The organism is Acidovorax sp. 210-6, assembly GCF_010020825.1.
Classification (GTDB): domain Bacteria; phylum Pseudomonadota; class Gammaproteobacteria; order Burkholderiales; family Burkholderiaceae_C; genus Simplicispira; species Simplicispira sedimenti.
In genome coordinates, this window is record NZ_JAACJE010000001.1 from 1,128,739 (window position 1) to 1,154,691 (window position 25,953).

The following is a 25,953-nucleotide window of genomic DNA, read 5'->3' on the forward strand; positions in this document are numbered from 1 at the left end:
GGTTTTGTGGTGCGTGGTGGCAGCGGGGCTGTCCCTCCACGGCTTGCACTCTGTTCAGCAAACTGCGTGCCAAGCCGGTGCACCGGGCGTGGGGCCTGCATGCAGCCACCGTGCTGTACGCCGCGCGCACCACCATGCAGCGCCATGTGGCCCCGAGCGTGCACGCGGCGCCCTGGGTGCGCCATGCTGGTGCGCCAGCGCACCTCAGGCGTGGGCTAGGCTGGCCTGCACCATGCGCTGCAGTTGCGGTACGCAGGAGCCGCACTGCGTGCCGCAGCCCAACCCGTCCTTGAGCTGCTGCAGGCGCTGGGCCGCATCGCCGGTGCAGCGTTGCAGTGCGTCGGTGATGGTGTTCTCCGCCACACCCACGCAAGAGCACACGGTGGCGCCACGGCTGGCCACTTGTACCGGTGGCTGGGCACCGGGCTGCAGCAGGGCGCGGCGCAGGGGCTGGGCGTTCTGGCGCTCTTGCAGCAGCGGCGCGATCCAGGCCTGGGCGCGCACGTCGCCTGCCAGCACCATGCCTTGCAGCACCTGTGCGGAGCCTTCGCCCTGCAGCAATGCGCGGCGCCACTGGCCACGGCGTGCATCCTGGTAGTGCAGTGCACCGGGGGCGTGCACGCCCAGGATCTGGGCGATGCGCTCGAGCAGCGCCGTGTCCACCGCCTGGTGCGCGGCGGCGCGCAGTTGCAGGCCTACGCCGGTTTCGGGGCGGCCAAACAGGGTGCAACTGGCAAACGGGAAGGCGGCCATCAGGCCCTCCAGCGTCTGGCGTGCCAGGTGCACCTGGGCCAGCGGCAGCCAGGCCTGGGCCCACACGCCCCAGGGCAGTTCGGCCTTGAGCACCTTGATGGCCGCGTGCTTGAGCTCGGGCTGCAGCGACTGCGGGCAGCGCGCCGCCGTGGTCAGTGCGTTCACGCCCGCCAGGCGCTTGCCGGTGCTGCTGGCGCCGCCCAGCACCTCGTCGCCCCAGTGCATGGCCATGAACACCTGGCCGCTGCGCAGGCCTTCGCCCGGCTGCACGGGCGCCAGCACGGTGCCCCTGCGGCTGGTGAGGTAGGCCAGGTCGCCGGGCGCCAGGCCCAGCCGGTCCATGTCTTCGCGGGCCATTTGCGCCACGGGCTCGCTGGCGTGGGCCCACAGGCTTTCCACGGTGCCGCTGCGGCTCATGCCGTGCCACTGGTCGCGCAGGCGGCCGGTGATCAGGGCAAAGGGGTAGCGCGCATCGGTGGGCTCAGCCACGGTGCCGGGCTGGGGCAGCACAAAGCGGGCGCGGCCATCGGGGGTGGCAAAACGGCCATCGGTGTACAGGCGTGCACTGCCCTGGGGCTGGCCCTGGGGGCAGGGCCACTGCTGTGGGGCAGCCTCCAGTTGTGCCCAGCTCAGGCCGGTGATGTCCAGGTCGCGCCCGCGCGTGCTTTCGCGGTGTTCTTTCCAGATGGCTTCGGGGCCGTCGTAGGGGAACAGGCTGGGCAGGTGGGCGCGCGTGGGCAGCAGGGGCTGCACGCGCCGCGCCACTTCGGTGACGATGCGCCAGTCTGCCCAGGCCTGGCCGGGCGCCGCCACCGCAGCGCGCACGCGGCTGATGCGGCGCTCGCTGTTGGTCACAGTACCTTCTTTTTCGCCCCAGGTGGCGGCGGGCAGCAACAGGTCGGCATAGCGTGCGGTGGCCGTGGTGGCATAGGCGTCCTGCAGCACCACGAACTCGGCGCGCTGCAGGGCGCGGCGCACCAGGGTTTGGTCGGGCAGGCTGTGCGCTGGGTTGGTGCAGGCAATCCACAGCAGCTTGATCTGGCCGTCGGCAGCGGCCTCGAACAGCTCCACCGCCGCCTTGCCGGGCGTGGCGGGCACCTCGGGCACGCCCCACAGGGCGGCCACTTCGGCCCGGTGCTGCGGGTCGGCCAGGTTGCGGTGGGCGCTGAGTTGGTTGGCCAGTGCGCCCACCTCGCGCCCGCCCATGGCGTTGGGCTGGCCGGTGAGCGAGAACGGCCCCGCGCCAGGCTTGCCGATCTGGCCGCAGGCCAGGTGCAGGTGGATGAGGGCGGTGTTGTTGTCGGTGCCGCGCACCGACTGGTTCAGGCCCTGGCAATACAGGCTGAGCGTGGGGCTGCGGCCGACAGGGCCTGCGTCCACGCCCGCAAACCAGCGTGCGGCCTGCAGCAGCTCGGCCGGGGCAATGCCGCAGTGCTGCTGCACGGCGGCGGGCGTGGCGTGCTGCACCTGGGCGGCGAGGGCGTCCCAGCCCTGGGTGTGCGCGGCGATGAAGGCCTGGTCCACCCAGCCTTGCTCCAGCATGCAGCGCAGCATGCCGTGGTACAGCCACACGTCCGAGCCCGGTTGCAGCGCCAGGTGCAGGTCGGCCAGCTCGGCGGTGTCGGTGCGGCGCGGGTCGCACACGATGATGCGCAACCGCGGGTTGGCGCGCTTGGCGTCTTCGATGCGCCGGAACACGATGGGGTGCGCCCAGGCTGGGTTGGCGCCGGTGATGAACAGCGTGGCCGCGTGGGCCAGGTCTTCGTAGCAGGCCGGGGGCGCGTCGGCGCCCAGCGTGGCCTTGTAGCCCGCCACGGCGCTGCTCATGCACAGGCGTGAGTTGGTGTCGATCTGGTTGGTGCCCAGCAGCCCTTTGGCGAACTTGTTGAAGACGTAGTAGTCCTCGGTGAGCAACTGGCCCGAGACGTACAGCCCCACGGCATCGGCGCCGTGCTGCTGCACGGTGGTGGCGATGCGCTGGCCCAGGGTGTCCAGCGCCTGGTCCCAGGCCAGCGGCAGCGCTGCGCCATCGCGTTGCGCGCGCTGCAGGGGTTGCAGCAGGCGCACCTGGGCCTGCACTTCGGGGCGGGCCGTGAGGTGCAGGGTCGAGCCCTTGGAGCACAGCCGCCCGAAGTTGGCCGGGTGCTCCGGGTCGCCGCGCACGCGCGTGATGCGGCCGCCCTCGCTGTCGATGAGCACACCGCAGCCCACGCCGCAGTAGGGGCAGGTGGAGCGGGTGGTGGCGGCCTGCGTCATGCCACTGCTGCGCGCAAGGCGGGCCCGGCCAGCGGGCGGGTTTCGGTCAGGGCGCGGTGGGCCAGCTCGTCGGCGTCCAGGTACACCGCGCCGTCTTCCAGCTTGACCTGGAAGCTGGGCGTGCAGCCCTCGTCGGGCGCCTGGGCCTGGCCGTCGCACAGGCCGATGGTCCAGTTGTGCAGCGGGCAGGCCACGCTCTTGCCAAACACGATGCCCTGGCTCAGCGGGCCGCCCTTGTGCGGGCAGCGGTCCAGCAGGGCAAACACCTCGTCCGTCGCGGTGCGGAACACGGCCACCTCCAGACCCTGCGCGCGCGTGACGCGGCGGGCGCCCAGCACGGGGATGTCTTCGAGCTTGCAGATGTATTTCCACTGTGTCATTGCTATACCTTTTGTAGCTGGTTGCGCTTGTCAATAAAGGGCTGGGGCCACTTTTTGCTTTAAGAATGGAGGGCGGTGGCTTCAGGCCATGGCAATGGGGATGAACTGGCGTGCATCGACCCGCGCCTTTTCGCCTTCGAACCAGGGGTCGGGCTCGCCCTCCAGTGCCGCCTGCAGCCGCGCCCACAGGGCCTTGCGGTTGGCGTGGTCTTCGAGCACCTTCTTCTTGGCGTAGTCCAGGCCCACGCGGGCGATGTAGTGCACCGTGCGCTCCAGGTACCAGCCCTCTTCGCGGTAGAGCTGCAGGAAGGCGCCGCTGACTTCCAGCACCTCTTCGGCGGTCTTCACCTTGGTGAAGAAGTGCGCCACCTCGGTCTTGATGCCGCCGTTGCCGGCCACGTAGATTTCCCAGCCCGAGTCCACGCCGATCACGCCCACGTCCTTGATGCCGCTTTCGGCGCAGTTGCGTGGGCAGCCGCTGACGGCGAGCTTGACCTTGTGCGGTGCGTACATGCGCCACAGCGCGCGCTCCAGGTCGCGGCCCATCTGGGTGCTGTCCTGTGTGCCAAAGCGGCACCATTCGCTGCCCACGCAGGTCTTCACGGTGCGCAGGCTCTTGCCGTAGGCGTGGCCGCAGGGCATGCCGATGTCGTTCCACACGCCCTGCAGGTCTTCCTTCTTCACGCCCAGCAGGTCGATGCGCTGGCCACCCGTGACCTTGACGGCCGGGATCTTGTACTTGTCCACCACGTCGGCAATGCGGCGCAGTTCGTCGGCCGTGGTCTCGCCCGCCCACATGCGCGGCACCACGCTGTAGGTGCCGTCTTTCTGGATGTTGGCGTGGCTGCGCTCGTTGATGGCGCGGCTTTGCGGGTCGTCCAGCGCCTCCTTGGGCCAGGTGCTGATGAGGTAGTAGTTGACGGCCGGGCGGCAGGTGGGGCAGCCGTTGGGCGTTTTCCACTCCATGAAGGCGAACACCTCCTCCTTGGACAGCAGCTTGTTGGCGCGGATCGCGTCGCGCACGGCCTGGTGGCCGTGGTCGGTGCAGGCGCAAACGGGCTTGGTCTTGGGCGTGGCGGAATAGTCGCCGCCCACCGTGGCCATCAGGATCTGCTCCACCAGGCCGGTGCACGAGCCGCAGCTGGCGCTGGCCTTGGTGTGCTTGCGCACTTCGTCCAGCGTGAACAGGCCTTTTTCCTTGATGGCCTTGCAGATGGTGCCCTTGGTCACGCCGTTGCAGCCGCAGACCTCGGCGTCGTCGGGCATGCTGGCGGCCTTGTTCTGGCCGGCGTGTCCGCTGTCGCCGATGTTGCTCTCGCCGAACATCAGCTTGTCGCGCAGGTCGCTCACGGGGCGGCCGTCGCGCAGCAGCTTGAAGTACCAGCTCCCGTCCACGGTGTTGCCGTACAGGCAGGCGCCCACGAGCTTGTCGTCCTTGAGCACCAGCTTTTTGTACAGCCCGGCGCCGGGGTCGCTCATCACGATTTCCTCGGTGCCCGCACCGCCCATGAAGTCGCCCGCGGAGAACAGATCAATGCCCGTGACCTTGAGCTTGGTGGACGTGAGCGAGCCCTGGTAGCGCCCAATGCCGAACTCCGCCAGGTGGTTGGCCGCCACCTTGCCCTGCTCGAACAGCGGCGCCACCAGGCCGTAGGCCACGCCGCGGTGCTCGGCACATTCGCCCACGGCGTAGATGCGCGCGTCGGTGGTGGTCTGCATGGTGTCGTTCACGACGATGCCGCGGTTCACGTGCAGGCGCATGTTCTGCGCCAGCGCCACGTTGGGGCGGATGCCCACGGCCATCACCACCAGGTCGGCGCTCACCTCGGTGCCGTCCTTGAAGCGCACGGCGCGCACGCGCCCGGCATCGTCGGCCAGCAGCTCCTGCGTCTGCGCCTTCATCAGGAACTGCATGCCGCGTTCCTGCAGTGCCTTCTGCAGCATCTTGCCGGCCACGTCGTCGAGCTGGCGCTCCATCAGCCATTCGCTGCCATGCACCACGGCCACCTGCATGCCGCGCTTCATCAGGCCGTTGGCGGCCTCCAGGCCCAGCAGGCCGCCGCCGATGACCACGGCGTGCTTGTAGTGCGCGGCCGCGTCGATCATCGCCTGCGTGTCGGCAATGTCGCGGTAGGCCAGCACGCCCTGCAGGTCCTTGCCCGGAATGGGCAGCATGAAGGGGTTGGAGCCCGTGGCCATGATGAGCCGGTCGTAGGACACGCTCAGCGTCTCGCCCGCCGCGTTGGTGGCGTGCACCATGCGCCGCGTGCGGTCCACCTGCGTCACCGTGTAGCCAGCGTGCAGGGTGATGTGGTTGTCCTCGTACCAGGACCAGTCGTTGAGGATGATCTGCTCCAGCGTTTGCTCGCCCGCCAGCACCGGCGAGAGCAGGATGCGGTTGTAGTTGGGGTGCGGCTCGGCACCGAAGACGGTGATGTCGTACAGGTCGGGTGCGATCTTGAGCAGTTCTTCGAGTGTGCGCACCCCTGCCATGCCGTTGCCCACCATCACCAGTTTCGATTTCTTCATCGTGCCCTCGCGCGTTGCTTGTCCAGAAAGCGGCGGGCCTTGCTGGCGCGCCGTGCCTGCGGCCCTGGGGGCCACACACACAGGTCAATGCAACGACCGTGCCAGTGTCTGTGCGCCCCGCTTTGGCGCAGGGATGCACGGGTCTGTGGGAGGGGAGCGGTGCTCCGTTGCGCGGCCATGTGCCGCAGCGGCGCTGTTTTGGTGCACGCCTTGGTGCATTGCACCAAGGCAGGGGAGGTGGGCCACCGCCGTGCACCGGGGCGGGCGTTTCAGCCCAGTGCGATCCAGTGCGTGTCGGGCGACTTCTTCAGCGACCAGGCCAGCATGTCCTGGTGCCACAGAGTGGCACGTGGCAGCAAAGGAAGGCGAGAAAGCGACACGACAGGATTGCGAATGCCGATTGCCGCTTGTTGTCGACCACTGGTCAGGGGGGGCAAGACCGCAAAGCAAAAGCCCGCAGGCAGGGCCAGCGGGCTTTTGGGGGGGCGTTCAGTCTGCGGCCTGAACGCCGGGGGCTGCAAGCGCTTAGCTGCGCTCGCCCGTGGCAATGCCGTGGGCACGCATGGCGATGGCACCGTTGGCGCGCACTGCAGGGCGCTCCAGAACGCTGGGGGTCTTGGCGTAGCGGTCGGCGGGAGGGCCGTCGTTGAAGCTGGGCAGAGCCTTGCGGCCTTCGGCGCGCACTTCGGCGACGCTGCGCACCGATTGCACCTTGGATTCGAAGTCGGTGCCGTACAGGTCGCCGTTGAGTTCAGCGGCCTGGGCGCCCAGGGTTGCGAAAGCGGACAGGGCTGCGATGGTGAGGATGCGTGCGGTTTGCATGATGGTTTCCTTGATCAAAAGTGACTCCAAAGGTGCTCCGGCAAAGGCCATCGGGTGATTGCTGGAGCTCTGTCGCTGAGTTGCGCGGTAGCGTTGGGCTCATCGATGGGGTGAACTGTACGCCTGCAAAGACCACAAAAAAACTGCTCAGTCGTTAATTGACTATTCCGGTTTTAAGAATAATCGTCGGGTCGGCAGCGTGTTGTCTCTCGAAGATCCCTGCCGTTGTCATGCAGGCGCTACAGGCCCGCCATGTGCGCTGCACCCTCGGGCTGCCACGGCTTGCAATCCGCTGCGGCTTGGGCTGAAATGAATGCCTGAACCATCTCCCTTGAAGGGGCTACCGCGTATGACCACCGTTGCAGAAATTCTCAAATCCAAATCACACGCTGCGGTGTACAGCGTGGCACCCCAAGACAGCGTGTTCCAGGCCTTGCGCACCATGGCCGAGAAGGAGGTAGGGGCGCTGCTCGTGCTCGATGGCGGCACGATCGCAGGCATCTTCACCGAGCGCGACTACGCCCGCAAGCTGGCCCTGCGCGGGCGTACCTCCATGGACACGCCGGTGCGCGACGTGATGACCGCTTCTGTGCTCTGCGTGCGCCCCAACCAGACCAGCGAGCAGTGCATGCAGATCATGACCGGCAAGCGCCTGCGCCACCTGCCCGTGGTGGAAGAGGACGGTCGGCTGCTGGGCATGATCTCCATCGGTGACCTGGTCAAGGACATCATCTCCGAGCAGAAATTCATCATCGAGCAGCTGGAGCACTACATCACCGGTGGAGGAAGATGAAAACCCACTGAGTGGCTGCGCCACTTCCCCCTTCCCGAATTGCTGCGCAATTCGGGAAGGGGGACGCCACCAGCGCCTGGACTCGGAGCACTGGCGGCCCTTGCGCGGTGGCTGCTGGCGTGGGCCGCGCCAGGCTCATTGGCCGTGAGCATTGTTTCGCGCCGAAAATGCAAAAGGCCCTGGCTGCACGCAGCCAGGGCCTTTGTGCGAGTTCTGGTCACGCCGCTTTTTCGACGTGGCCTTGGCGGGTGTACAGGAAGTCGATCACCGCCTTGCGGTAGTTCACATAGCGTGCGTCCTCGGCCAGTTCCACGCGCGAGCGCGGGCGGGGCAAGTCCACGTGCAGCACCTCGCCAATGGTGGCGGCCGGGCCGTTGGTCATCATCACGATCTTGTCGGACAGCAGCACGGCCTCGTCCACGTCGTGCGTCACCATCACCACGGTGCTCTGCGTGCGCGCCACGATCTCCAGCAGCTCGTCCTGCAGCTTGGCGCGGGTGAGGGCGTCGAGCGCGCCGAAGGGCTCGTCCATCAGCAGCACCTGCGGCTCCATCGACAGCGCCCGGGCAATCCCCACGCGCTGCTTCATGCCGCCCGAGATCTCGCCCGGGCGCTTCTGGCCCGCGTGCGTCAGGCCCACCAGGGCCAGCGCTGCGTCGGTGCGCGCCTTGAGCTGCGCCTTGCCCTCGCGGGCGCCGAACACGCGCTCCACCGCCAGGTAGATGTTGTCAAAGCACGTGAGCCAGGGCAGCAGCGAGTGGTTCTGGAACACCACGGCGCGCTCCGGCCCGGGGCCCTTGATCTCCTTGTTGGCGCACAGCAGCGCACCGTTGGTGGGCGCGGTCAGCCCGGCGATTAGGTTCAGCAGCGTGGACTTGCCGCAGCCCGAGTGCCCGATGAGCGCCACGAACTCGCCCTTGGCGATGGTCAGGTCGATGTCGCGCAGCGCCGGGAACAGGCCCTTGGCGGTGCGGAAGGTCTGCTCCACGCCCTGGATCTCGATGAACTTGGTGGACAGCGATGTGTTCATGATTTCACTTCCTCGAATGTGAAGGCGGTTGCCAGCTTGACCAGGGCCGCTTCGAGCAGCAGCCCGACGATGCCGATCACGAAGATGGCGATGATGATGTTCTTGACGTTGAGGTTGTTCCACTCGTCCCACACCCAGAAGCCAATGCCCACGCCGCCCGTCAGCATCTCGGCCGCCACGATCACCAGCCACGCCGTGCCCACGGCCAGGCGCACGCCGGTCAGCATGTAGGGCAGTACCGAGGGGAACAGGATCTTGGTGAGCACCTTCCACTCGCTCAGGTTGAGCACGCGGGCCACGTTCAGGTAGTCCTGCGGCACGCGCTGCACGCCCACGGCGGTGTTGATGACCATGGGCCAGATGGAGCAGATGAAGATGGTCCAGATGGCGGCAGGGTTGGCGCCCTTGAACACCAAGAGGCCGATGGGCAGCCACGCCAGCGGCGATACCGGGCGCAGCAGGCTGATGAGCGGGTTGAACATGCGCGACAGAAACGCAAAGCGCCCGATGGCAAACCCCGCCGGAATACCCACCAGCGCCGCCAGCCCAAAGCCCACGGCCACGCGCTGCAGCGAGGCCAGCACGTTCCAGCCCACGCCCTGGTCGTTGGGGCCGTTGCGGTAGAAGGGGTTGCTGAACACCTCCACCGCCTGCAGCCAGGTCTCGTAAGGCGTGGGAATGCTGCGGCCCGTGCTGGCCGACACCAGCGCCCACAGCCCCACCAGCAGCCCCAGGCCCAGCATGGGTGGCAGCACGTTCTGCCAGAAGGCGCGCGAAAGCGCACCAGCGTCGCGCTGGGCCTGGGCGGGTGCTGCGGGTGGATTTGAGGTTTTTTGGGCTGTAGCGCCCGTAGATAGGGCGCTAGCAGCTATGCTTTTAGTAGCATCGGATGCTTTGGCTGGCGTGGGTTCCAGCGGTGCATGAAAAACGGCGCTGACCATGGTGATCTCCGGTGGGTCGAAAGTGGTAGGTGGCGAAAGCCGTGGGTTCAAGCCTTGATCTTGAAACCGTCGGCGTACTTGGCGGGGTCCTTGCCGTCCCACACCACGCCGTCGATCAGCTTGCTGGTGCGCAGCACGTCCTTGGGCACGCTGATCTTCATGGCGCTGGCGACCGACTTGTACAGGTCCACCTGGTTCACCTGCTTGGCCACGGCCAGGTAATCAGGGTGGCTCTTGAGCAGGCCCCAGCGCTTGTGCTGCGTGAGGAACCACATGCCATCGCTCAGGTAGGGGAAGTTCACCGCACCATCGTTGAAGAACTTCATGTGGTTCGGGTCGTCCCATGTCTTGCCCAGGCCGTTCTGGTAACGGCCCAGGATGCGCTGGTTGATCGCGTCCACGCTGGTATTGATGTATGCCTTCTGCGCCACCGTCTCGGCCATCTTCATCTTGTTCGACAGGCTGGCGTCGATCCACTGGCTGGCCTCCAGCACCGCCATCATCACGGCGCGCGTGGTGTTGGGGTTCTTCTTCATGAACTCGGCCGTGGTGCCCAGCACCTTTTCGGGGTGGTCCTTCCAGATGTCCTGCGTGGTGTTGGCCGTGATGCCGATGCCGTCCATGATGGCGCGGTGGTTCCAGGGCTCGCCCACGCAGAAGCCGTCCATGTTGCCCACGCGCATGTTGGCCACCATCTGCGGCGGCGGCACGGTGATCAGCTTGGCGCCCGACAGCGGGTTGATGCCCGCCGCCGCCAGCCAGTAGTGCATCCACATCGCGTGCGTGCCCGTGGGGAAGGTGCCCGCGAAGGTGTACTCGCGCTTCTCCTTGGCCATCAGCGCCGCGAGCGAGGGGCCGTCCACCGCGCCCTTGTCGGCCAGGGCCTTGGACAGCGTGATGGCCTGGCCGTTGTGGTTCAGGTTCATCAGCACCGCCATGTCCTTCTTTGGCCCGGCCGTGCCCAGGTGCACGCCGTACACCAGGCCATACAGCACGTGGGCAAAGTCCAGTTCGCCATTCACCAGCTTGTCGCGCACGCCGGCCCACGATGCTTCCTTGGTGGGGATGATGGTCACGCCGTATTTCTTGTCGAAGCCCAGCACCGAGGCCATCACCACGCTGGCGCAGTCGGTCAGCGGAATGAAGCCAATCTTGACCTCCTTCTTCTCGGGCGCGTCCGAACCCTGGGCGTGCACCAGCGCGCGCAGCGCGGGGCTCACCCCCACGGCGCCCACGGTGGCGGCCTGCAGCACGGTGCGGCGGTTGAGGCTGGTTTTCAGAACATCGGTCATGGGGCTCCCCTTGCAACGTGAAAAACAAAAAAGGCGTCCTCACGCTGCGCACGCCAGCCAGGGGCCGCATGCGCAGGGTGGGGACGCCTTTGTCCGGTAACAGGCGGCAGCCACCCGCCGTTGGGTGGCGCCGCCGTGGTGACCCCCGATGGGGTCTGCCAGCATCAATGCAAAGCGCGTGCCAGTTATTGGATGTAGTGAATTGCTATGAAATTAATAGCTGCTGGCGTATATTTCTAAAGCGCCAGAGACCGATTTGGCTTCAAGCGATGCAGGATGGAGTGCACCGGTGTTGTGCGGTGCACCAAGACGGCGCGGAGGTGTGGTGCGAGAGGTGGGTAGGCGCTGGCACCCTGCGCGGGGCACCAACGTGGCCGCAAGGACCAAGGACTGGTTTGCAGCGATTGCAGCCAGTCATCCTCTGGCGCTGCGTGACTGGTCTCGGCCAGGAGCGGCCTGTGGCGACAGATGAAAGCAGACTCTCAACGTTGGAGGCCACCGGCACGCAGCATGCGCCGCGCAGCGGCAACCTGCTGCTGTGTGTCCGTGTGGGCCGACCAGTTAAAACGATTCATGGCCAAGCAATGTTCTGCTGCCCACTGGGCTGCTGAAAAGCTTGACGCATTGCGTCAGACGTGGCCTGCCTGAAGGTCGCGTAGCTCGAACCAATTTCATCGGCGATGACTACTAGCACGCGCACAGCCACGCCGAGGATTGGCACCGTGTAATGGGTCAACAGTTCAGAAAATATGGCGTCCTCAATTGCACTTCGGTAGTCGAGTTCGCTTGGTTCGACACTAAACTCGATTGAAAACTCTTTGGCGGGAGCGAGTGCCAGGGTAACGGATGCGTACAAGGTTCTCCCTCCAGTTTGACGCTTGAACTCACTTGTAACCGTGCGCTCAACATGCAGCGTGGCCTGTTTGCGATGAAGTTTCTGGTCGATCCATTGTTTGGTCGGGTGCATGATCGGTTCAGCGTTTTAACGAACAAGGTAAGCGGCGCCGGAGCACCGAAGGTGCGAAGGGTACCAACACTGGCCATAAAAATGGCGAAGCCATGGCCAGTGTTGGCGTCCGCTTGACCGACCAGTTAGGCGCCACGCCTAGCTTTGATAATGACTTACCGAAGCGATGCGGCCTTCGTTGTTGTAGCAGATATTGAGGTAGTCCATGTCGATGCCTATGCCGCTACACATTCCTAAGGGATAGATTGCGCAGCTATTGCGATTTGGTTCAGAGCTTTTGCCAATCTTCTGCTCAACCACTGAGCGTGGAGTGCCTATTGCCAGATGGTTGCGTTGAAGATCTCGATACATTCCGCCCCTGGCGCATGACCGATCAAGCTCGCACGCACCTCGCGCACATTGGCCCGCCTTCTCCCATTTGTCCTTCGTAAAGGTGGTGCCCATAAATGGCAACTCATGAAGTACATAGGTTGTGATGCGTTGACCAAAGAAAGTAAATGTGACCACGATGAGCCAGATGGCTATGAATAGCCACTTTCCAACCTTGAGAAATGCTTCAAACATGGTGCCTAACAGGCTGCTGAAATACCCCTTTCGTCGCTCCCCGTGAGGCGCCTTTGCAGGACAATCGAGGCACCCCAGCGACCAGACAGACGAGCCAGACATGCGCGGAGCCGACACCTTCACCGAGAGCCTGTTCACCATGCGCCACCTCGATGACTTCGTGCCCTCAGATCACCCCTTGCGCGTGATCCGTGTGATGGTCAACAAGGCCCTGTCGAACATGGATGAGCTGTTTGCCCAGATGTACGCAGCCGACATCAAAGGCGGGCGTCCCAGCATTGCCCCCGAGAAACTGCTGCGCGCCATGCTCATTCAGGTGCTCTACAGCGTGCGCTCGGAGCGCCAACTCATGGAGCAAACCCAGTACAACCTGCTGTTTCGCTGGTTCATTGGCCTGGCCATGGACGATGCCGTGTGGGTGCCCACCGTCTTCAGCAAGAACCGCGAACGCCTTATCGAGCACGATGCCGTCATCGAGTTCTTCAACCAGATCGTGCAGCAAGCCCAAGAGCAGGAACTGCTCAGTGGTGAACACTTCAGCGTGGACGGCACCCTGATCCAGGCCTGGGCGGGCCACAAGAGCTTTGTGCGCAAAGACGGCGGTGATGGCAATGACGCTGGCAACTTCAAAGGCCAAGCCCGCAGCAACGACACCCACCAGTCAAGCACGGATGCCGATGCCAGGCTCTATCGCAAAGGCAACACCGCCAGCGAACTGCGCTACATGGGCCACACCTTGAGCGACAACCGCAACGGCCTGATCGTCAGTGCCGTAGTTACCCAGGCCGACGGGTATGCAGAGCGCGAAGCGGCCAAGGCCATGATCAACGATGCCCGTCAGGCACTGCCCGATGACGCATCCGTCACCATCACATTGGGCGCAGACAAGGGCTACGACGCCAAAGAGTTCATCCAAGCCCTGCAAGAGATGAACGTACTGCCCCATGTGGCGCAGAACAAGTCAGGACGCCAGTCGGCGGTACCTGAGCCAATAGCAAACAGCGAAGGGTATGCCATGTCTCAGCAAAAGAGAAAGCTCATTGAACAGGGCTTTGGCTGGGCCAAGTGGATCGGCAACATCCGGCAAGTCATGGTGCGCGGACTGCAAAAAGTCGATCAGCTGTTTGTGCTGAACATGGCTGCGTACAACCTCACGCGCATGCGCACCTTGGGACAGGTGCGTCTGCAGGGTGCCAAAGGGGTGTAGAAGGCAGGGGAAATGCCTCGGAAACGAGCAAAAAAGGGCCGAACTGCTCAAAAAACAGGCAAACTCACCAAAAATGGAGAGATGGGGCGGGCTGCAGTGGGGAGTATTTCAGCAGCCTGCTAACGACCAAGCTGTGCGGCGCAAACGAAGCGCAGCGTAGTTTGCGTCCGAACGAGCGCCTTGTTATGCGTATTTGCCAATAACTTGATGACCATACGAATTGTCAATAGAGCAAAGCCAATTACCACTGGGCGATTTATTAAATACGTAAGTTGCTTTGCGCTCTGTGGAAGGGAAGTTAGGACTGGATATAACCGTGTTTGCCAAAACCAAAGCCGTATCACCAGACTCAAGAACCTCCATTCCATTTTGCTCCACATGTAACCCGTTTTTGAAATATGTGGCTATGGCTTCAAACGCTTTACGAATTTGAACTTTGCCGACTGCGTTTCGGCCTGGTTCAACAACTAATATCGCATCATCAGTGTAAATTTCCATGAGTAACTCAAAATCTTCAGCAACAATAGCATTGTCAGCCTTCTCGATTTGAAGCTCTACGGGATGACGTTTCATTTGTTCAATTCTCCTTTACGCATAACTTATGGTTTATCTGACCAAACACCGGATACCCACAACCGTGGTCGTTAAACAAAGTCGCACGGCACCCCCAAAAAGTGTTTGAAATCAATCCTGTAAAGCATAATACTGTACGCATAAACAGGTATAACAGATCTGACAAACCTGACTGGGTCCCTCCCCGATCCATCAAGCTGCTCGATCAGGTGCGCGAACGGGTTCGCTACCTGCATTACAGCCTACAGACCGAGAAGGCTTATGTCTACTGGGTCAAGGCGTTTGTGTTGTGGGCGGCCCGCAGCCATGGTGGGTTTCGACATCCGCGCGAAATGGGGCAAGCTGAAGTCGAGGGTTTTCTGACCATGCTCGCCACCGACAAGCAAGTGGCGCCGGCCACCCACCGGCAGGCGCTCAACGCGCTGTTGTTCTTGTATCGGCAGGTGCTGGGCATGGAATTGCCGTGGATGCAGCAGATTGGTCGGCCGCCAGAACGCAAGCGGATTCCGGCGGTGCTGGCGGTGCAGGAGGTTCAGACGCTGCTTTCGCACATGGGGGGCATCCGAACGGGGCAAGAGTTGTTGGAGCATTCGGACGCGTCCACGACCATGATCTACACGTATGTGCTGAAGGTGGCGGCGGGTGGGACGGCCAGCCCACTGGATGAGATGGTGATTGCGAACTGATGCCCCGGTTTGCGGAACTCGGGGGAAGGACTGCTCAGGGTTGGAAAGTGCCTGACGCGATGCCCACCGTGAACGATAACAATCAGCCTGAAGTCGCCTTTGCAGCGGTTGCCGTCATTTGCTGCATGGCCTCTGCTCCAAAGGCTTCGCTGCGTAGCCGTCACTGGCATGGTGTGCCTCCAACACCCTGAAAGCGACGGAGGATCTCTGCCCTTTTCTGGCCGAGACACCACACCAGGGCGGCTCTTCCCAGGGGGCTGTGGTCGTGACCCAGGCCATCGACGGCGCGCAGTCAGCCACCGGCCGCTTTGGCGGGCATGAACGCCGTGCTGCCCATCCGGCCGGGCAGCGAGAGCTGTGCTGCGCAGGGCGCGGTCTGTGCCAGCAGCACGCCCTTGCGCCAGACCTTGAGCCGGGTGGCGCGCAGGCGTATCGCCTCCACCGGGTCGCGTGCCTGCAACAGCACAAAGCTGGCGTCGCGGCCCACGTCGATGCCGTAGCCATCCAGTCCCATCACACGTGCGGCGTTCACCGTCACGGCGTCGAAGCATTGGCGCATGCCAGCCTGGCTGGTCATCTGCGCGACGTGCAAGCCCATGTGCGCCACCTCCAGCATGTCGCCGCTGCCCAGCGAATACCAGGGGTCCATCACGCAGTCGTGGCCGAACGCGACCGTGACACCCGCTGCCATCAACTCGGGCACCCGCGTCATGCCACGGCGCTTGGGGTAGGTGTCGTGCCGCCCTTGCAAGGTGATGTTGATGAGCGGGTTGGCCACCGCGCTCACCCCGCTTTCGGCGATCAGCGGAATCAGCTTGCTCACGTAGTAGTTGTCCATGCTGTGCATGGACGTCAGGTGCGAGCCGTTGACCCGGCCCTGCAGGCCCAGTCGCTGCGTCTCCAATGCCAGCGTCTCGATGTGGCGCGAGAGTGGGTCGTCGCTCTCGTCACAGTGCATGTCCACCGGCAAGCCCCGCTCGGCGGCAATCTCGCACAGCAGCTTCACGCTGGCCGCACCTTCGCCCATGGTGCGTTCAAAGTGCGGAATGCCGCCCACCACGTCCACACCCAGATCGAGCGCGCGCTGGAGGTTGTCCAGGCCCCCTGGGGTGCGCAGCACGCCGTCCTGCGGAAAGGCGACCAGTTGCAAGTCCAGGTAGGGCGCAACGCGTTGCTTGACCTCCAGCATGGCGCGCACCGGCAACAGGCTGGGGTCGCTGGTGTCCACGTGGCTGCGGATGGCCAGCAAGCCTTTGGCCACCGCCCAGTCGCAGTAAGTCAGCGCACGTTCGACCAGCGCCTCCTCGGTCAGCATCGGCTTGAGTTCGCCCCAAAGCGCGATTCCTTCGAGCAGCGTTCCACTGTGGTTGACGCGCGGCAGTCCGTAGCTGAGCGTCGCGTCCATGTGAAAGTGCGGATCGCAGAACGGCGGGCTCAGCAACTGGCCCTGGGCATCCACGGTTTCGTGCGCCGGTGCGTGCAAACCGGGTGCCACCTCGACGATGCGCCCCCCCTGAATGGCGACCGACATGTCGCAACGGCCATCCGGCAGACTGGCATGGGTGATCAGCAGGTCAAGCATCATGGGCTCCTTCAGCAGGCCATGCGCCGCAGGCTTGTGTGCGTGCGGCGGCTGGGCGCCTGCAGGGCGCCAGGGGCGTGGCAGCAACCTTCAGCGCCAGCGGCGCAGCAGCAAAGACCATCGGGCTCTCCAAGCGGGACAGGTGGCAATACCTGGGATGCACAAGCAAGCCGCCAAGCATAAACCGCATGGCGTCTCCGTCTGCCCCAAGTGAGTCCCGGTGATCCGCGTCGCTGGTGCGCAGATGCCGTGCCCGCAGGGCGGGTGGCGCCAACCAGAGCACCGCGAGCGGTCCGAGCCTGCCGCTGCTTACCCCAGCAAATCCACCATGTCCAGCATGCGCCGGGCCACCTCGCCCAGCTTCAGTCCTTTGTCCATGGCGGTTTTGCGCAGCTTTTCGTAGGCGGCCTGCTCGCTCAGGCCCTGGCGTTGCATGAGCAGGCCTTTGGCGCGGTCGATGGTCTTGCGGTCCTGCAGTTCGGTTCGGGCGTCGGCCAGTTCGGCGCGCAGGGCCTGTTCGTGGGCAAAGCGGGCCATGGCCACGTCCAGGATGGGGCGGATGCGCTGGGGCGCCAGCCCGGCCACGATGTAGGCGCACACGCCAGCGGCCACGGCGTCCTTGACGTGGGTGGTGTCCTCGTCGTTGGTGAACATGACGATGGGGCGGGGCGCCTCGCGCGTGGCCAGCACCACATGCTCCAGGGCGTCGCGGGCTTCGCTTTCACTGTCCACGATGATGAGGTCGGGCTGCAATTGCGCCAGCCGCTCGGCCAGGAAGGTGTCGGCCGGTATCGCGGCCACGAGGTTGTAGTTGTTTTCCAGCAGGCCGATGCGCAGCATGCGCGAGCGCGCCGCCAGGCGCGCGGCGTGCTGGTCGTCGGGGTTGGTGATGGCCAGGTCGGGCGCCACCACCACAATGCGCAGCGTGTCGTTCATGCCCGCATCCGCAGCAACAAACATGCCATGGCCCGATGTGTAGCGCGCCGTGCATCGCACTTTTTTGGTGCATCTGCGGCCCTTGCGGCGCCTGAAAGTAACTAATGGTCGGGCTTACCCGGTAGGGAAATTTGCGGGCGTCTTATATACCCCTGTGATATTTCATTTTTCCGACGGAGTTTTCAGCATGATCCAACCATTGAACCGGCGCCGTTTTTCTGCTGGTCTGGCCCTGGCGCCCTGGGCCGCAGGTGGCCTGCTCACGGGTTGCAGCAATATCCCCGACAGCATCAAGATCGGTGTCGCGCAGCCGCTGAGCGGCCCGCTCAGCGCACTGGGCAAGGATCTGCTCAATGGCGTGCAGTTGGCCGTCAACGAGCTGAACAAGGCCAATTTCAGCATCGAGGGCAAGCGCGTCACCCTGGAGGTGATGTCGGTGGACGACAAGGCCGATGCGGCTACCGGCAAGGCCGTGGCGCAGCAACTGGTGGATGCGGGCGTGGTGGCGGTGGTGGGGCACCTCAATTCGGGTGTCAGCATCGAGACGGCGCCTATCTATGCAGCGGCAGGCATTGCGCAGATCGCCATTTCCACCAACCCCAAGTTCACGCAACTGGGGCACGAGACGACCTTCCGCATGGTGGCCAACGACAACCTGCAGGCCCGGGCCATTGGTTCGTTTGCGTCGTCGCAGTTTGGCGATGTGCGCTTTGCCGCGCTGGACGATGGCACGCCCTACGGCAAGGGTTTGACCGATGGTGCGGTCGAGCAGCTCAAGGCGGAAAAGCGCGAGGTGGTGCTGCGCCAGTCGTTCGACGACAAGACCGTGGCTTTTGACGAGCTGGCCGCCAAGATCAAGTCCGAGAAGGTGGGCGTCATTGTCTCCACGCTCAACGACTTCCAGGCCGTGGCGCTGATTGCCGCGCTGGCCAAGATCGACTACACCAACGTGCGCCTGCTGGGGGGCGACACGGTCAAGACCACCGACATGGTCAAGGCGGCGGGGCAGATCCAGGGCATTTTTGCCACTTCGCCGGTGCTGGAGGCCAAGGAGTTTGTGGCGGGCCGCCCGTTCCTGGAGCGCTACCTGGAAGCCTTCAAGGTGCCGCCAGCCTATGGTGGGCACTACTCGTACGACAGCACCTATGTGCTGACCGCCGCCATGCAGGCGGCCAAGTCGGTCAAGCCCAAGGACGTGACGGCGGCGCTGCGCCGCATCAATGGCTACGCGCCCGTCACCGGCACCATGAAGTGGGATGAGAAGGGAGAGCAGCGCTACGCCGCTGTGGGCGTGTACGAGCTGCGGCGCGGCAGCTGGGAGCTGCGCATGCGTTCGGACCGCTGGTAAGCGGCACACGGCTCAGCACAGAGCAGCGGGCGCTGGGGGCATTGAGCCCTCGGCGCCCGTTTTTTTCAGCACTCGACCACGTTCACGGCCAGGCCGCCGCGCGAGGTTTCCTTGTACTTGGACATCATGTCCTTGCCCGTCTGCACCATGGTGCGGATGACCTGGTCCAGCGACACCACGTGTGTGCCGTCGCCGCGCAGCGCCAGGCGTGCGGCGTTGATGGCCTTGATGGCGCCCATGGCGTTGCGCTCGATGCAGGGGATTTGCACCTGCCCGCCCACGGGGTCGCAGGTCATGCCCAGGTTGTGTTCCATGCCGATTTCGGCAGCGTTTTCCACCTGCGCGGGCGTGCCGCCCAGCACGGCGGCCAGCGCGCCTGCGGCCATGGAGCAGGCCACGCCCACCTCGCCCTGGCAGCCCACTTCGGCGCCCGAGAGCGAAGCGTTCATCTTGTAGATGCCGCCAATGGCGCCTGCGGTGAGCAGGAAGTCGGCAATGCCCGCCTCGGTGGCGGTGGGGATGAACTTCACGTAGTAGTGCAGCACCGCCGGGATCACGCCTGCGGCGCCGTTGGTGGGCGCCGTCACCACGCGGCCGCCGGCGGCGTTTTCCTCGTTCACGGCCATGGCGTACAGATTGACCCAGTCGAGCATGGACAGCGGGTCGCGCAGCGCGGCCTCGGGGGCGCTGCTGAGCTTGTGCTGTAGCTCGGCCGCGCGCCGCCGGATCTGCAGTGGCCCCGGCAGGTGGCCCTGCGCGGCGCAGCCACGCTGCACGCAGGCGGCCATGGTCTGCCACAGCGCGGCCAGGCCGTCGTGCACCTGGGCGGGGTTGCGCAGGTGTTCTTCATTGGCGCGCTGCAACTGGGCCACGCTCAGGCAGTGGGTGCGGCACCGCGCCAGCAGCTCGGTGGCGCTCGCGTAGGGGTAGGGCACCGGGCCTTCGGCCAGCGGCGCGGGGGGGCGGCTGAACACGCGCTCGCCGCGCGCATCGACCACAAAGCCGCCGCCCACCGAGAAGTATTCGGCGCCCAGCAGTTCCTGGCCCTGCGCATCCAGCGCGGAAAAGCGCAGGCCATTGGGGTGGAAGGGCAGACTTTTGCGCCGGAACAGCAGGTGCTCCTTTTCCACAAAGCGCACCGTGTGCTCGCCCAGCAGGGCCAGTTGCTGGCGGCTGCGGATGTCCAGCAGCGCAGGGGCGATCTGGTCGGGGTCGATGCGGTCGGGCTCGTGCCCGGCCAGGCCCAGCAGCACGGCGCTGTCGGTGCCGTGGCCCCGGCCTGTGGCGCTGAGCGAGCCGAACAGCTCGGTGTTCAGTTGCTGGGTGGCGCCCAGCAGGCCCGCCGCCTGGAGCTGGCTGGCAAAGTGCCGGGCGGCAATCATGGGGCCCACGGTGTGCGAGCTGGATGGGCCGATGCCGATCTTGAAGAGGTCGAAAACGCTGACGGTCATGGGGTGTGCGCTGAGCGCAAGCTGTGTGGCTTCAAGCGTGGGGCTGCCGCAGCGCGCTGGCAAGCGCACATTCCCTGAGGTGTTGGTGTGCTCTGCCGCTGGCTGTGCCCTGCGCGGGGTGTTGTTTGCTATAAAAACAATAGCTGCTTGCGCAATGAATACGGGCGATAAAGCCCAATTTTCTTTGGATCTTGTATCCCAAGGCGCACAGGCTTCAGCGCGGGTTGCGGGGCATGAATGTTTCTTACTTAAAACGTGAACACGTTCTTACATCGCCAGGGCGCGGGCCAGCATGCCCGGTGCGTCCCACGCGCGGATGCGGGGGCGCTGGCACAGGCTGCGGCCTTGCAGGGCGTCCACCTTGTCCAGAATGCGCAAGCCGCCTTGCACCACCAGGCGCAGCTCCCAGCCCATGCGGCCGGGTACGCGGTGTACCAGGGGCGCGCCGCGCAGCATGGTGGCGCGCGTCCAGCCTGAGAGTTCTTGGATCAGGGCCGTGGTCTGCGCCGTGGGCCGCAAGGCCAGTAACTGGGCGCGGTCCACGCCGTGGGCGGCGCAGTCTTCGTCGGGCAGGTAAAAGCGCGCGCGCGGCAGGTCCACGCTCAGGTCCTGCCAGAAGTTGATGAGCTGCAGCGCGGTGCAGATGGCGTCGCTTTCGTCCAGCGCCTGCGCGCCCTGCACGCCGTACAGGTGCAGCAGCAGCCGGCCCACGGGGTTGGCCGAGCGGCGGCAGTAGTCCAGCAATTCGGTGCGGTGGGCGTAGCCGGCGCCATCGCGGGTTTTTTCCACATCTTGGATGAAGGCGCTGAGCAGGTCGTCCAGCAGCGGCACGGGCAGGGCGTGGCTTTTCAGCATGGCGGCCAGCGGGGCAAAGACGGCGGACCAGCGCTCCGAGGGCGCTTGCGCCGCTGCGATGGCGTGCAGGTCGGCCCGGTAGGCGGCCAGGTCGGCCAGGCGCTGGGCGGCGTTGGCCGGGCCTTCGTCGGCGATGTCGTCGGCCGTGCGCGCGAAGGCGTAGATGGCGGCAATGGGTGCGCGCAGGTGCGGCGGGCACAGCCAGGACGCCACGGGAAAGTTCTCGTAGTGGGTGACAGGTGGGGGCAGGGGTGTGTTCACGGGCTGCATTGTCGCTTGACAAGGGACAAGCGATCACATAGATTACTAACCAGTCAGTCAGTAATTATTTGGACACATCCATGCGAACTTCGTCCGCAGCACAGCCCCGTATGGGGCTTTTGGGGGTTCTGGCCCTGCTTTCCCTGGTCACCGCCTGCTCGCAGCCCGAGCCCCCGCCCGAGCCGGTGCGGGCGGTCAAGCTGCTCACGGTGGGTGCCAGCGAGCTGCAGACGGTGCAGGAGTACGCGGGCGAGGTGCGTGCAGGCGTGGAGTCGCGCCTGGGCTTTCGCGTGGCGGGCAAGCTGGTGGAGCGCCCGGTACAACTGGGCCAGCGCGTGCAGGCCGGGCAGGTGCTGGCGCAGATCGACCCGCAGGACTACCAGTTGAGCGCCGCCGCAGCGCGCGCCCAGGTGGCCGCCGCGCAAACGCAGTACGAGCTGGCGGCAGCCGATTTCCAGCGTTTCGGCAAGCTCAAGGAGCAGAACTTCATCAGCGGCGCCGAGCTCGAGCGCCGCGAAAGCGCGCTGAAGGCGGCGCGTTCGCAATTGCAGCAGGCCCAGGCGCAGGCCCAGGCCCAGGGCAACCAGGCGCAGTACACGCGCCTGCAGGCAGACGCTTCGGGCGTGGTCACGGGCATTGATGCCGAGCCCGGCCAGGTGCTGGCCGCAGGCACGCCCGTGCTGCGCCTGGCGCACGATGGCGCGCGCGATGTGGTCATCGCCGTGCCCGAGGACAAGGTCACCCGCCTGGAGCCGGGCCAGCCGGTGCAGGTGCGCACATGGTCCACGGGTGAGTCCTTGCCCGGCACCGTGCGCGAGGTGGCAGCCAGTGCCGACCCGGTCACGCGCACCTTCACCGTCAAGGTGAAAATCGACCCGGCCACTGCGCCACCGCTGGGCTCCACGGTGCATGTGGTACCGCAGGCGCTGGCGGCCAAGGGTTTGCAGGCCATCAAGCTGCCCACCACGGCGCTGCGCCAGGAGGGCCAGGCCACGGCGGTGTGGGTGTACGAGGCCGACAAGGGCACGGTGCGCTCGCAGGTGGTGCAGGTGGCCACGGCCGACGGCAACGACGCCGTCATCGTGGGCGGCCTCACGCCGGGCATGCAGGTGGTGAGCACCGGGGTGCATGTGCTCACGCCGGGGCAAAAGGTTGTGGTGTTTCAGCAAAAATCGGCTCCAGGGCAATCTGGACAAGCGCAAGCAGCTACAAAAAAAGTAGCAAATGGTGCTGCGGCTGCCGCTGCCTCTTCTGCCCAGTGAGCACGCCATGACGCCAGTGCAACCGAAAGAGGGCTTCAACCTCTCCCGCTGGGCCATCGACCATGCCCCGCTCACGCGCTACCTGATGGTGGTGCTGATGGTGCTGGGCATTGCGGCCTACTTCCAACTGGGGCAGGACGAAGACCCGCCGTTTACCTTCCGTGCCATGGTGGTGCGCACCTACTGGCCCGGCGCCACGGCGCAGCAGGTGGCCGAGCAGGTGACCGACAAGATCGAGCGCACCCTGCAGGAGGTGCCCAACGCCGACAAGATCCGCAGCTACTCCAAGCCCGGCGAGTCGCAGATCATCCTGGAGATTAAGGACAGCACGCGCGCTGCCGAGGTGGCCAACATCTGGTACACCGTGCGCAAGAAGGTGGGCGACATGCGCTACACCCTGCCGCAGGGCGTTCAGGGGCCGTTCTTCAACGACGATTTTGGCGATGTGTATGGCGTGATCTACGCTTTGCAGGCCGAGGGCTACAGCTACGCCGAGGTCAAGCAGTTTGCCGACGACGTGCGCCAACAACTGCTGCGCGTGCCGGATGTGGCCAAGGTGGAGCTGTTCGGCGTGCAGGACGAGAAGCTCTACATCGAGGTCTCGCAAAAGCGCCTGTCGCAACTGGGCCTGGACATGAATGCCGTGCTGGCGCAGCTGGGCCAGCAGAACGCCGTGGAGGGAGCAGGCGTGGTGCAGACGCCGCAGGACCAGGTGCAGGTGCGTGTGGCCGGGCAGTTCCAGGCCATTGAAGACCTGCGCGCCATGCCCATCCGGGGGGCCACGGGCAACATGCTGCGCCTGGGCGATATTGCCGAAATTCGGCGTGGCTATGTGGAGCCCACGGCCGTGAAGGTGCGCCACGAAGGGCAGGAGGTGATCGCGCTGGGTGTCTCCATGACCAAGGGTGGCGACATCATTCGGCTGGGCAAGGCCTTGCACGCGGCCACCGCTTCGATCGCCAAGACCTTGCCTGCGGGCGTGCAACTGGTGAACGTGCAGGACCAGCCCAAGTCGGTGGCCAGTTCGGTCAATGAATTCGTCAAGGTGCTGATCGAGGCCGTGGCCATCGTGCTGGCCGTGAGCTTCGTCAGCTTGGGGATGCACAAGCGCACGGGCGAGCAGCGCTGGTGGAAGCGCTGGTACATCGACCCGCGCCCCGGCCTGGTGGTGGCCATCACCATTCCGCTGGTGCTGGCGGTGACTTTTTTGGCCATGTGGTACTGGGGCATAGGCCTGCACAAGGTGTCGCTGGGCTCGCTCATCATCGCGCTGGGGCTGCTGGTGGACGACGCCATCATCGCCGTCGAGATGATGGTGCGCAAAATGGAAGAGGGCTACGACAAGCTGCGCGCCGCCACCTTCGCCTACGAGATCACGGCCATTCCCATGCTCACGGGCACCCTGATCACGGCGGTGGGCTTTCTGCCCATTGGCATCGCCAAGTCGGCCGTGGGGGAGTACACCTTTGCCATCTTTGCGGTCACGGTCATTGCGCTGGTGCTGAGCTGGATCGCCTCGGTGTACTTCGTGCCCTACCTGGGCACGCTGCTGCTCAAACCGCCGCCGGGCCGCCCCAAGGCGGTTGGCGCCCCCTTGGGGGGCAGCAAAGCCCACGCAGTGGCGAGCGTGGGGGCCAACAATCTGCCGCCGCATGTGGTGGCTGCGGGCATCACCGACGACCCGCACGAGGTGTTTGACAGCCCGTTCTACACGGCCTTCCGGCGCCTGGTGCACTGGTGCGTGGAACACCGCTGGCTGACCATTGGCGCCACCTTGCTGATTTTTGCCCTGGGCATTGTGGGCATGGGCAAGGTGCAGCAGCAGTTCTTCCCGGATTCCAACCGCCCCGAGATCCTGGTGGACCTGTGGTTCCCCGAGGGCACCTCGTATGCGGGCAACGAGGAAGTCACGCTGCGCGTGGAAAAGCGCCTCATGGAGCAGCCCGGCGTGGCCACGGTCAGTGGCTGGGTGGGTTCGGGCGTGCCGCGTTTCTATTTGCCGCTGGACCAGGTGTTCCCGCAGAGCAACGTGTCGCAGTTCATCGTGCTGGCGCAGGACCTGAAAAAGCGCGAGGCGCTGCTGGCCTCGCTGCCGGCCCTGCTGGCGCAGGAGTTCCCCGAGGTGCGTGGCCGCGTCAAGCTGCTGCCCAACGGGCCGCCGGTGCCGTATCCGGTGCAGTTCCGCGTGATGGGGCCGGATCCGGCGGTGCTGCGTGCCCATGCCGACGAGGTGAAGGCGGTGCTGCGCGCCTCGCCCCACATGCGTGGTGTGAATGACAACTGGAACGAGTCCGTCAAGGTGCTGCGCCTGGAGGTGGACCAGGACAAGGCGCGCGCGCTGGGCGTGACGAGCCAGTCCATCGCGCAGGCGTCCAAGGTCATGCAGACCGGCATGCAGGTGGGCCAGTACCGCGAGGGCGACAAGCTCATCGACATCGTGCTGCGCCAGCCCGAGGACGAGCGCCGCGCCATCACCGACATTGCCAACGCCTACCTGCCCACGGCCAGCGGCCGCTCGATCCCGCTCACGCAGATCGCCAAGCCGGTGTTCACCTGGGAGCCGGGCGTGATGTGGCGCGAGGGCCGCGAGTACGCCATCACCGTGCAGGGTGACGTGGTGAAGGGCCTGCAGGGGGCCACGGTCACGCAGCAACTGCTGCCTGAGCTGCGCAAGATCGAGGCCGACTGGCACGCCGCAGGGCAGAACGCCTACCACATCACCGTGGCGGGCGCGGTGGCCGAAAGCTCCAAGGGCTCGTCGTCCATCGCGGCGGGCGTGCCCATCATGCTGTTCGTCACCTTCACACTGCTGATGCTGCAACTGCACAGCTTCAGCCGTGCCATGCTGGTGTTCCTGACCGGGCCGCTGGGTATCGCTGGTGTGGCCGGGGCGCTGATTTTGCTGGGGCGGCCGTTCGGCTTTGTGGCGCTGCTGGGCGTGATCGCGCTCATGGGCATGATCCAGCGCAACTCGGTCATCCTGATCGACCAGATCGAGCAGGACCGCGCGCGCGGCGTTCCGGCGTGGGACGCCATCGTCGAATCGGCGGTGCGCCGCCTGCGCCCCATCGTGCTGACAGCTGCGGCCGCCGTGCTGGCCATGATCCCGCTCTCGCGCAGCGTGTTCTGGGGCCCCATGGCCGTGGCCATCATGGGCGGGCTGATCGTGGCCACCGTGCTCACGCTGCTGGCCCTGCCGGCCATGTATGCGGCCTGGTTCCGGGTGCGTCGGCCAGAGCCCGAAGTGGGTGCCGGGGATTGATGTGCCCGCATCAGGTTAAAATCAAGAGTTAACCAGTTTCACACAGGCGGCAGGCGGTGCTTGCCGCCTGTCTGTTTGAAGACCGCGCGGGTGGCGAAATTGGTAGACGCACCAGGTTTAGGTCCTGACGCCAGCAATGGTGTGGGGGTTCGAGTCCCCCCCCGCGCACCACCCCTTTGAGACTTGTCCGGACACGGCGCCAC

19 protein-coding genes, 1 tRNA gene and 1 pseudogene are annotated in these 25,953 nt (G+C 65.2%); 7 read left to right on the forward strand and 14 right to left on the reverse strand.

What is annotated here, in order from left to right; translation table 11 throughout:
- Positions 1-204 precede the first annotated feature (204 nt).
- From GWK50_RS05300 to GWK50_RS05315, 4 genes are all read right to left on the reverse strand, one after another.
- Complete coding sequence (locus tag GWK50_RS05300; RefSeq protein ID WP_162015641.1) at positions 205-3,009, reverse strand: nitrate reductase; 2,805 nt, start codon at positions 3,007-3,009, stop codon at positions 205-207.
- Entirely contained in the window at positions 3,006-3,389 is a 384-nt protein-coding gene (gene nirD, locus GWK50_RS05305; protein WP_162015642.1) for a nitrite reductase small subunit NirD, read from the reverse strand. The genes GWK50_RS05300 and nirD overlap by 4 nt, the downstream gene beginning before the upstream one ends.
- Positions 3,390-3,470: 81 nt before the next feature.
- Positions 3,471-5,918, reverse strand: a complete 2,448-nt coding sequence (nirB, locus tag GWK50_RS05310; RefSeq protein ID WP_162015643.1) for a nitrite reductase large subunit NirB — start codon at positions 5,916-5,918, stop codon at positions 3,471-3,473.
- Between the two features lie 525 nt (positions 5,919-6,443).
- Positions 6,444-6,740: a DUF4148 domain-containing protein gene (locus tag GWK50_RS05315; protein WP_162015644.1), complete on the reverse strand. Its 297-nt coding sequence runs from the start codon at positions 6,738-6,740 to the stop codon at positions 6,444-6,446.
- A gap of 349 nt (positions 6,741-7,089) precedes the next feature.
- On the opposite strand from GWK50_RS05315, the gene GWK50_RS05320 reads away from it, so the two are divergent.
- Entirely contained in the window at positions 7,090-7,533 is a 444-nt protein-coding gene (locus tag GWK50_RS05320; RefSeq protein WP_162015645.1) for a CBS domain-containing protein, read from the forward strand.
- A gap of 217 nt (positions 7,534-7,750) precedes the next feature.
- Here GWK50_RS05320 and GWK50_RS05325 read toward each other — a convergent pair whose 3' ends face one another.
- The 5 genes from GWK50_RS05325 to GWK50_RS05345 all read right to left on the reverse strand — a co-directional run bounded on the left by GWK50_RS05325 (position 7,751) and on the right by GWK50_RS05345 (position 12,327).
- Positions 7,751-8,563, reverse strand: coding sequence for an ABC transporter ATP-binding protein (locus GWK50_RS05325; protein ID WP_162015646.1), 813 nt, complete (start codon positions 8,561-8,563; stop codon positions 7,751-7,753).
- A complete protein-coding gene (ntrB, locus tag GWK50_RS05330) occupies positions 8,560-9,504 on the reverse strand; it encodes a nitrate ABC transporter permease (RefSeq protein WP_162015647.1) in 945 nt (314 codons plus the stop codon). Before ntrB ends, GWK50_RS05325 begins: the two co-directional genes overlap by 4 nt.
- Positions 9,505-9,551: 47 nt before the next feature.
- A complete protein-coding gene (locus GWK50_RS05335; protein WP_162015648.1) occupies positions 9,552-10,796 on the reverse strand; it encodes a CmpA/NrtA family ABC transporter substrate-binding protein in 1,245 nt (414 codons plus the stop codon).
- Between the two features lie 571 nt (positions 10,797-11,367).
- On the reverse strand, positions 11,368-11,763 hold the full coding sequence (locus tag GWK50_RS05340; RefSeq protein WP_162015649.1) for a hypothetical protein: 396 nt from the start codon (positions 11,761-11,763) through the stop codon (positions 11,368-11,370).
- 138 nt (positions 11,764-11,901) lie between these two features.
- Positions 11,902-12,327, reverse strand: coding sequence for a hypothetical protein (locus GWK50_RS05345; RefSeq protein WP_162015650.1), 426 nt, complete (start codon positions 12,325-12,327; stop codon positions 11,902-11,904).
- A 100-nt stretch (positions 12,328-12,427) separates the two neighbouring features.
- Here GWK50_RS05345 and GWK50_RS05350 point away from each other — a divergent pair, with 100 nt between their 5' ends.
- Positions 12,428-13,534, forward strand: a complete 1,107-nt coding sequence (locus GWK50_RS05350; RefSeq protein ID WP_162015180.1) for an IS5 family transposase — start codon at positions 12,428-12,430, stop codon at positions 13,532-13,534.
- Between the two features lie 183 nt (positions 13,535-13,717).
- On the opposite strand, the gene GWK50_RS05355 is transcribed toward GWK50_RS05350, so the two are convergent.
- A complete protein-coding gene (locus tag GWK50_RS05355; RefSeq protein ID WP_162015651.1) occupies positions 13,718-14,107 on the reverse strand; it encodes a nuclear transport factor 2 family protein in 390 nt (129 codons plus the stop codon).
- A gap of 140 nt (positions 14,108-14,247) precedes the next feature.
- Between GWK50_RS05355 and GWK50_RS05360 the strand changes: the two are divergent.
- Positions 14,248-14,625 (forward strand): annotated as a pseudogene (locus GWK50_RS05360) (phage integrase N-terminal SAM-like domain-containing protein); the annotation flags it as partial.
- Positions 14,626-15,085: 460 nt separating this feature from the next.
- Here GWK50_RS05360 and GWK50_RS05365 read toward each other — a convergent pair.
- Both GWK50_RS05365 and GWK50_RS05370 read right to left on the reverse strand, forming a co-directional pair.
- Positions 15,086-16,375: an amidohydrolase family protein gene (locus tag GWK50_RS05365; protein ID WP_162018024.1), complete on the reverse strand. Its 1,290-nt coding sequence runs from the start codon at positions 16,373-16,375 to the stop codon at positions 15,086-15,088.
- 309 nt (positions 16,376-16,684) lie between these two features.
- Positions 16,685-17,311, reverse strand: coding sequence for an ANTAR domain-containing protein (locus GWK50_RS05370; protein WP_162015652.1), 627 nt, complete (start codon positions 17,309-17,311; stop codon positions 16,685-16,687).
- Positions 17,312-17,498: 187 nt separating this feature from the next.
- Here GWK50_RS05370 and GWK50_RS05375 point away from each other — a divergent pair, with 187 nt between their 5' ends.
- Positions 17,499-18,659 (forward strand): branched-chain amino acid ABC transporter substrate-binding protein, encoded by a 1,161-nt coding sequence (locus GWK50_RS05375; protein ID WP_162015653.1) that lies wholly within the window; start codon positions 17,499-17,501, stop codon positions 18,657-18,659.
- A 65-nt stretch (positions 18,660-18,724) separates the two neighbouring features.
- On the opposite strand, the gene GWK50_RS05380 is transcribed toward GWK50_RS05375, so the two are convergent.
- Together GWK50_RS05380 and hpnC are read right to left on the reverse strand one after the other, a co-directional pair.
- Positions 18,725-20,110, reverse strand: coding sequence for an L-serine ammonia-lyase (locus tag GWK50_RS05380; protein ID WP_162015654.1), 1,386 nt, complete (start codon positions 20,108-20,110; stop codon positions 18,725-18,727).
- Between the two features lie 267 nt (positions 20,111-20,377).
- Positions 20,378-21,235: a squalene synthase HpnC gene (gene hpnC, locus GWK50_RS05385; RefSeq protein ID WP_162015655.1), complete on the reverse strand. Its 858-nt coding sequence runs from the start codon at positions 21,233-21,235 to the stop codon at positions 20,378-20,380.
- Between the two features lie 71 nt (positions 21,236-21,306).
- On the opposite strand from hpnC, the gene GWK50_RS05390 reads away from it, so the two are divergent.
- The 3 genes from GWK50_RS05390 (at position 21,307) to GWK50_RS05400 (ending at position 25,921) form a co-directional block, all read left to right on the forward strand.
- Positions 21,307-22,488: an efflux RND transporter periplasmic adaptor subunit gene (locus tag GWK50_RS05390; protein WP_162015656.1), complete on the forward strand. Its 1,182-nt coding sequence runs from the start codon at positions 21,307-21,309 to the stop codon at positions 22,486-22,488.
- 7 nt (positions 22,489-22,495) lie between these two features.
- Complete coding sequence (locus tag GWK50_RS05395; RefSeq protein WP_162015657.1) at positions 22,496-25,750, forward strand: efflux RND transporter permease subunit; 3,255 nt, start codon at positions 22,496-22,498, stop codon at positions 25,748-25,750.
- 84 nt (positions 25,751-25,834) lie between these two features.
- Positions 25,835-25,921, forward strand: a tRNA-Leu gene (locus GWK50_RS05400).
- Positions 25,922-25,953 lie beyond the last annotated feature (32 nt).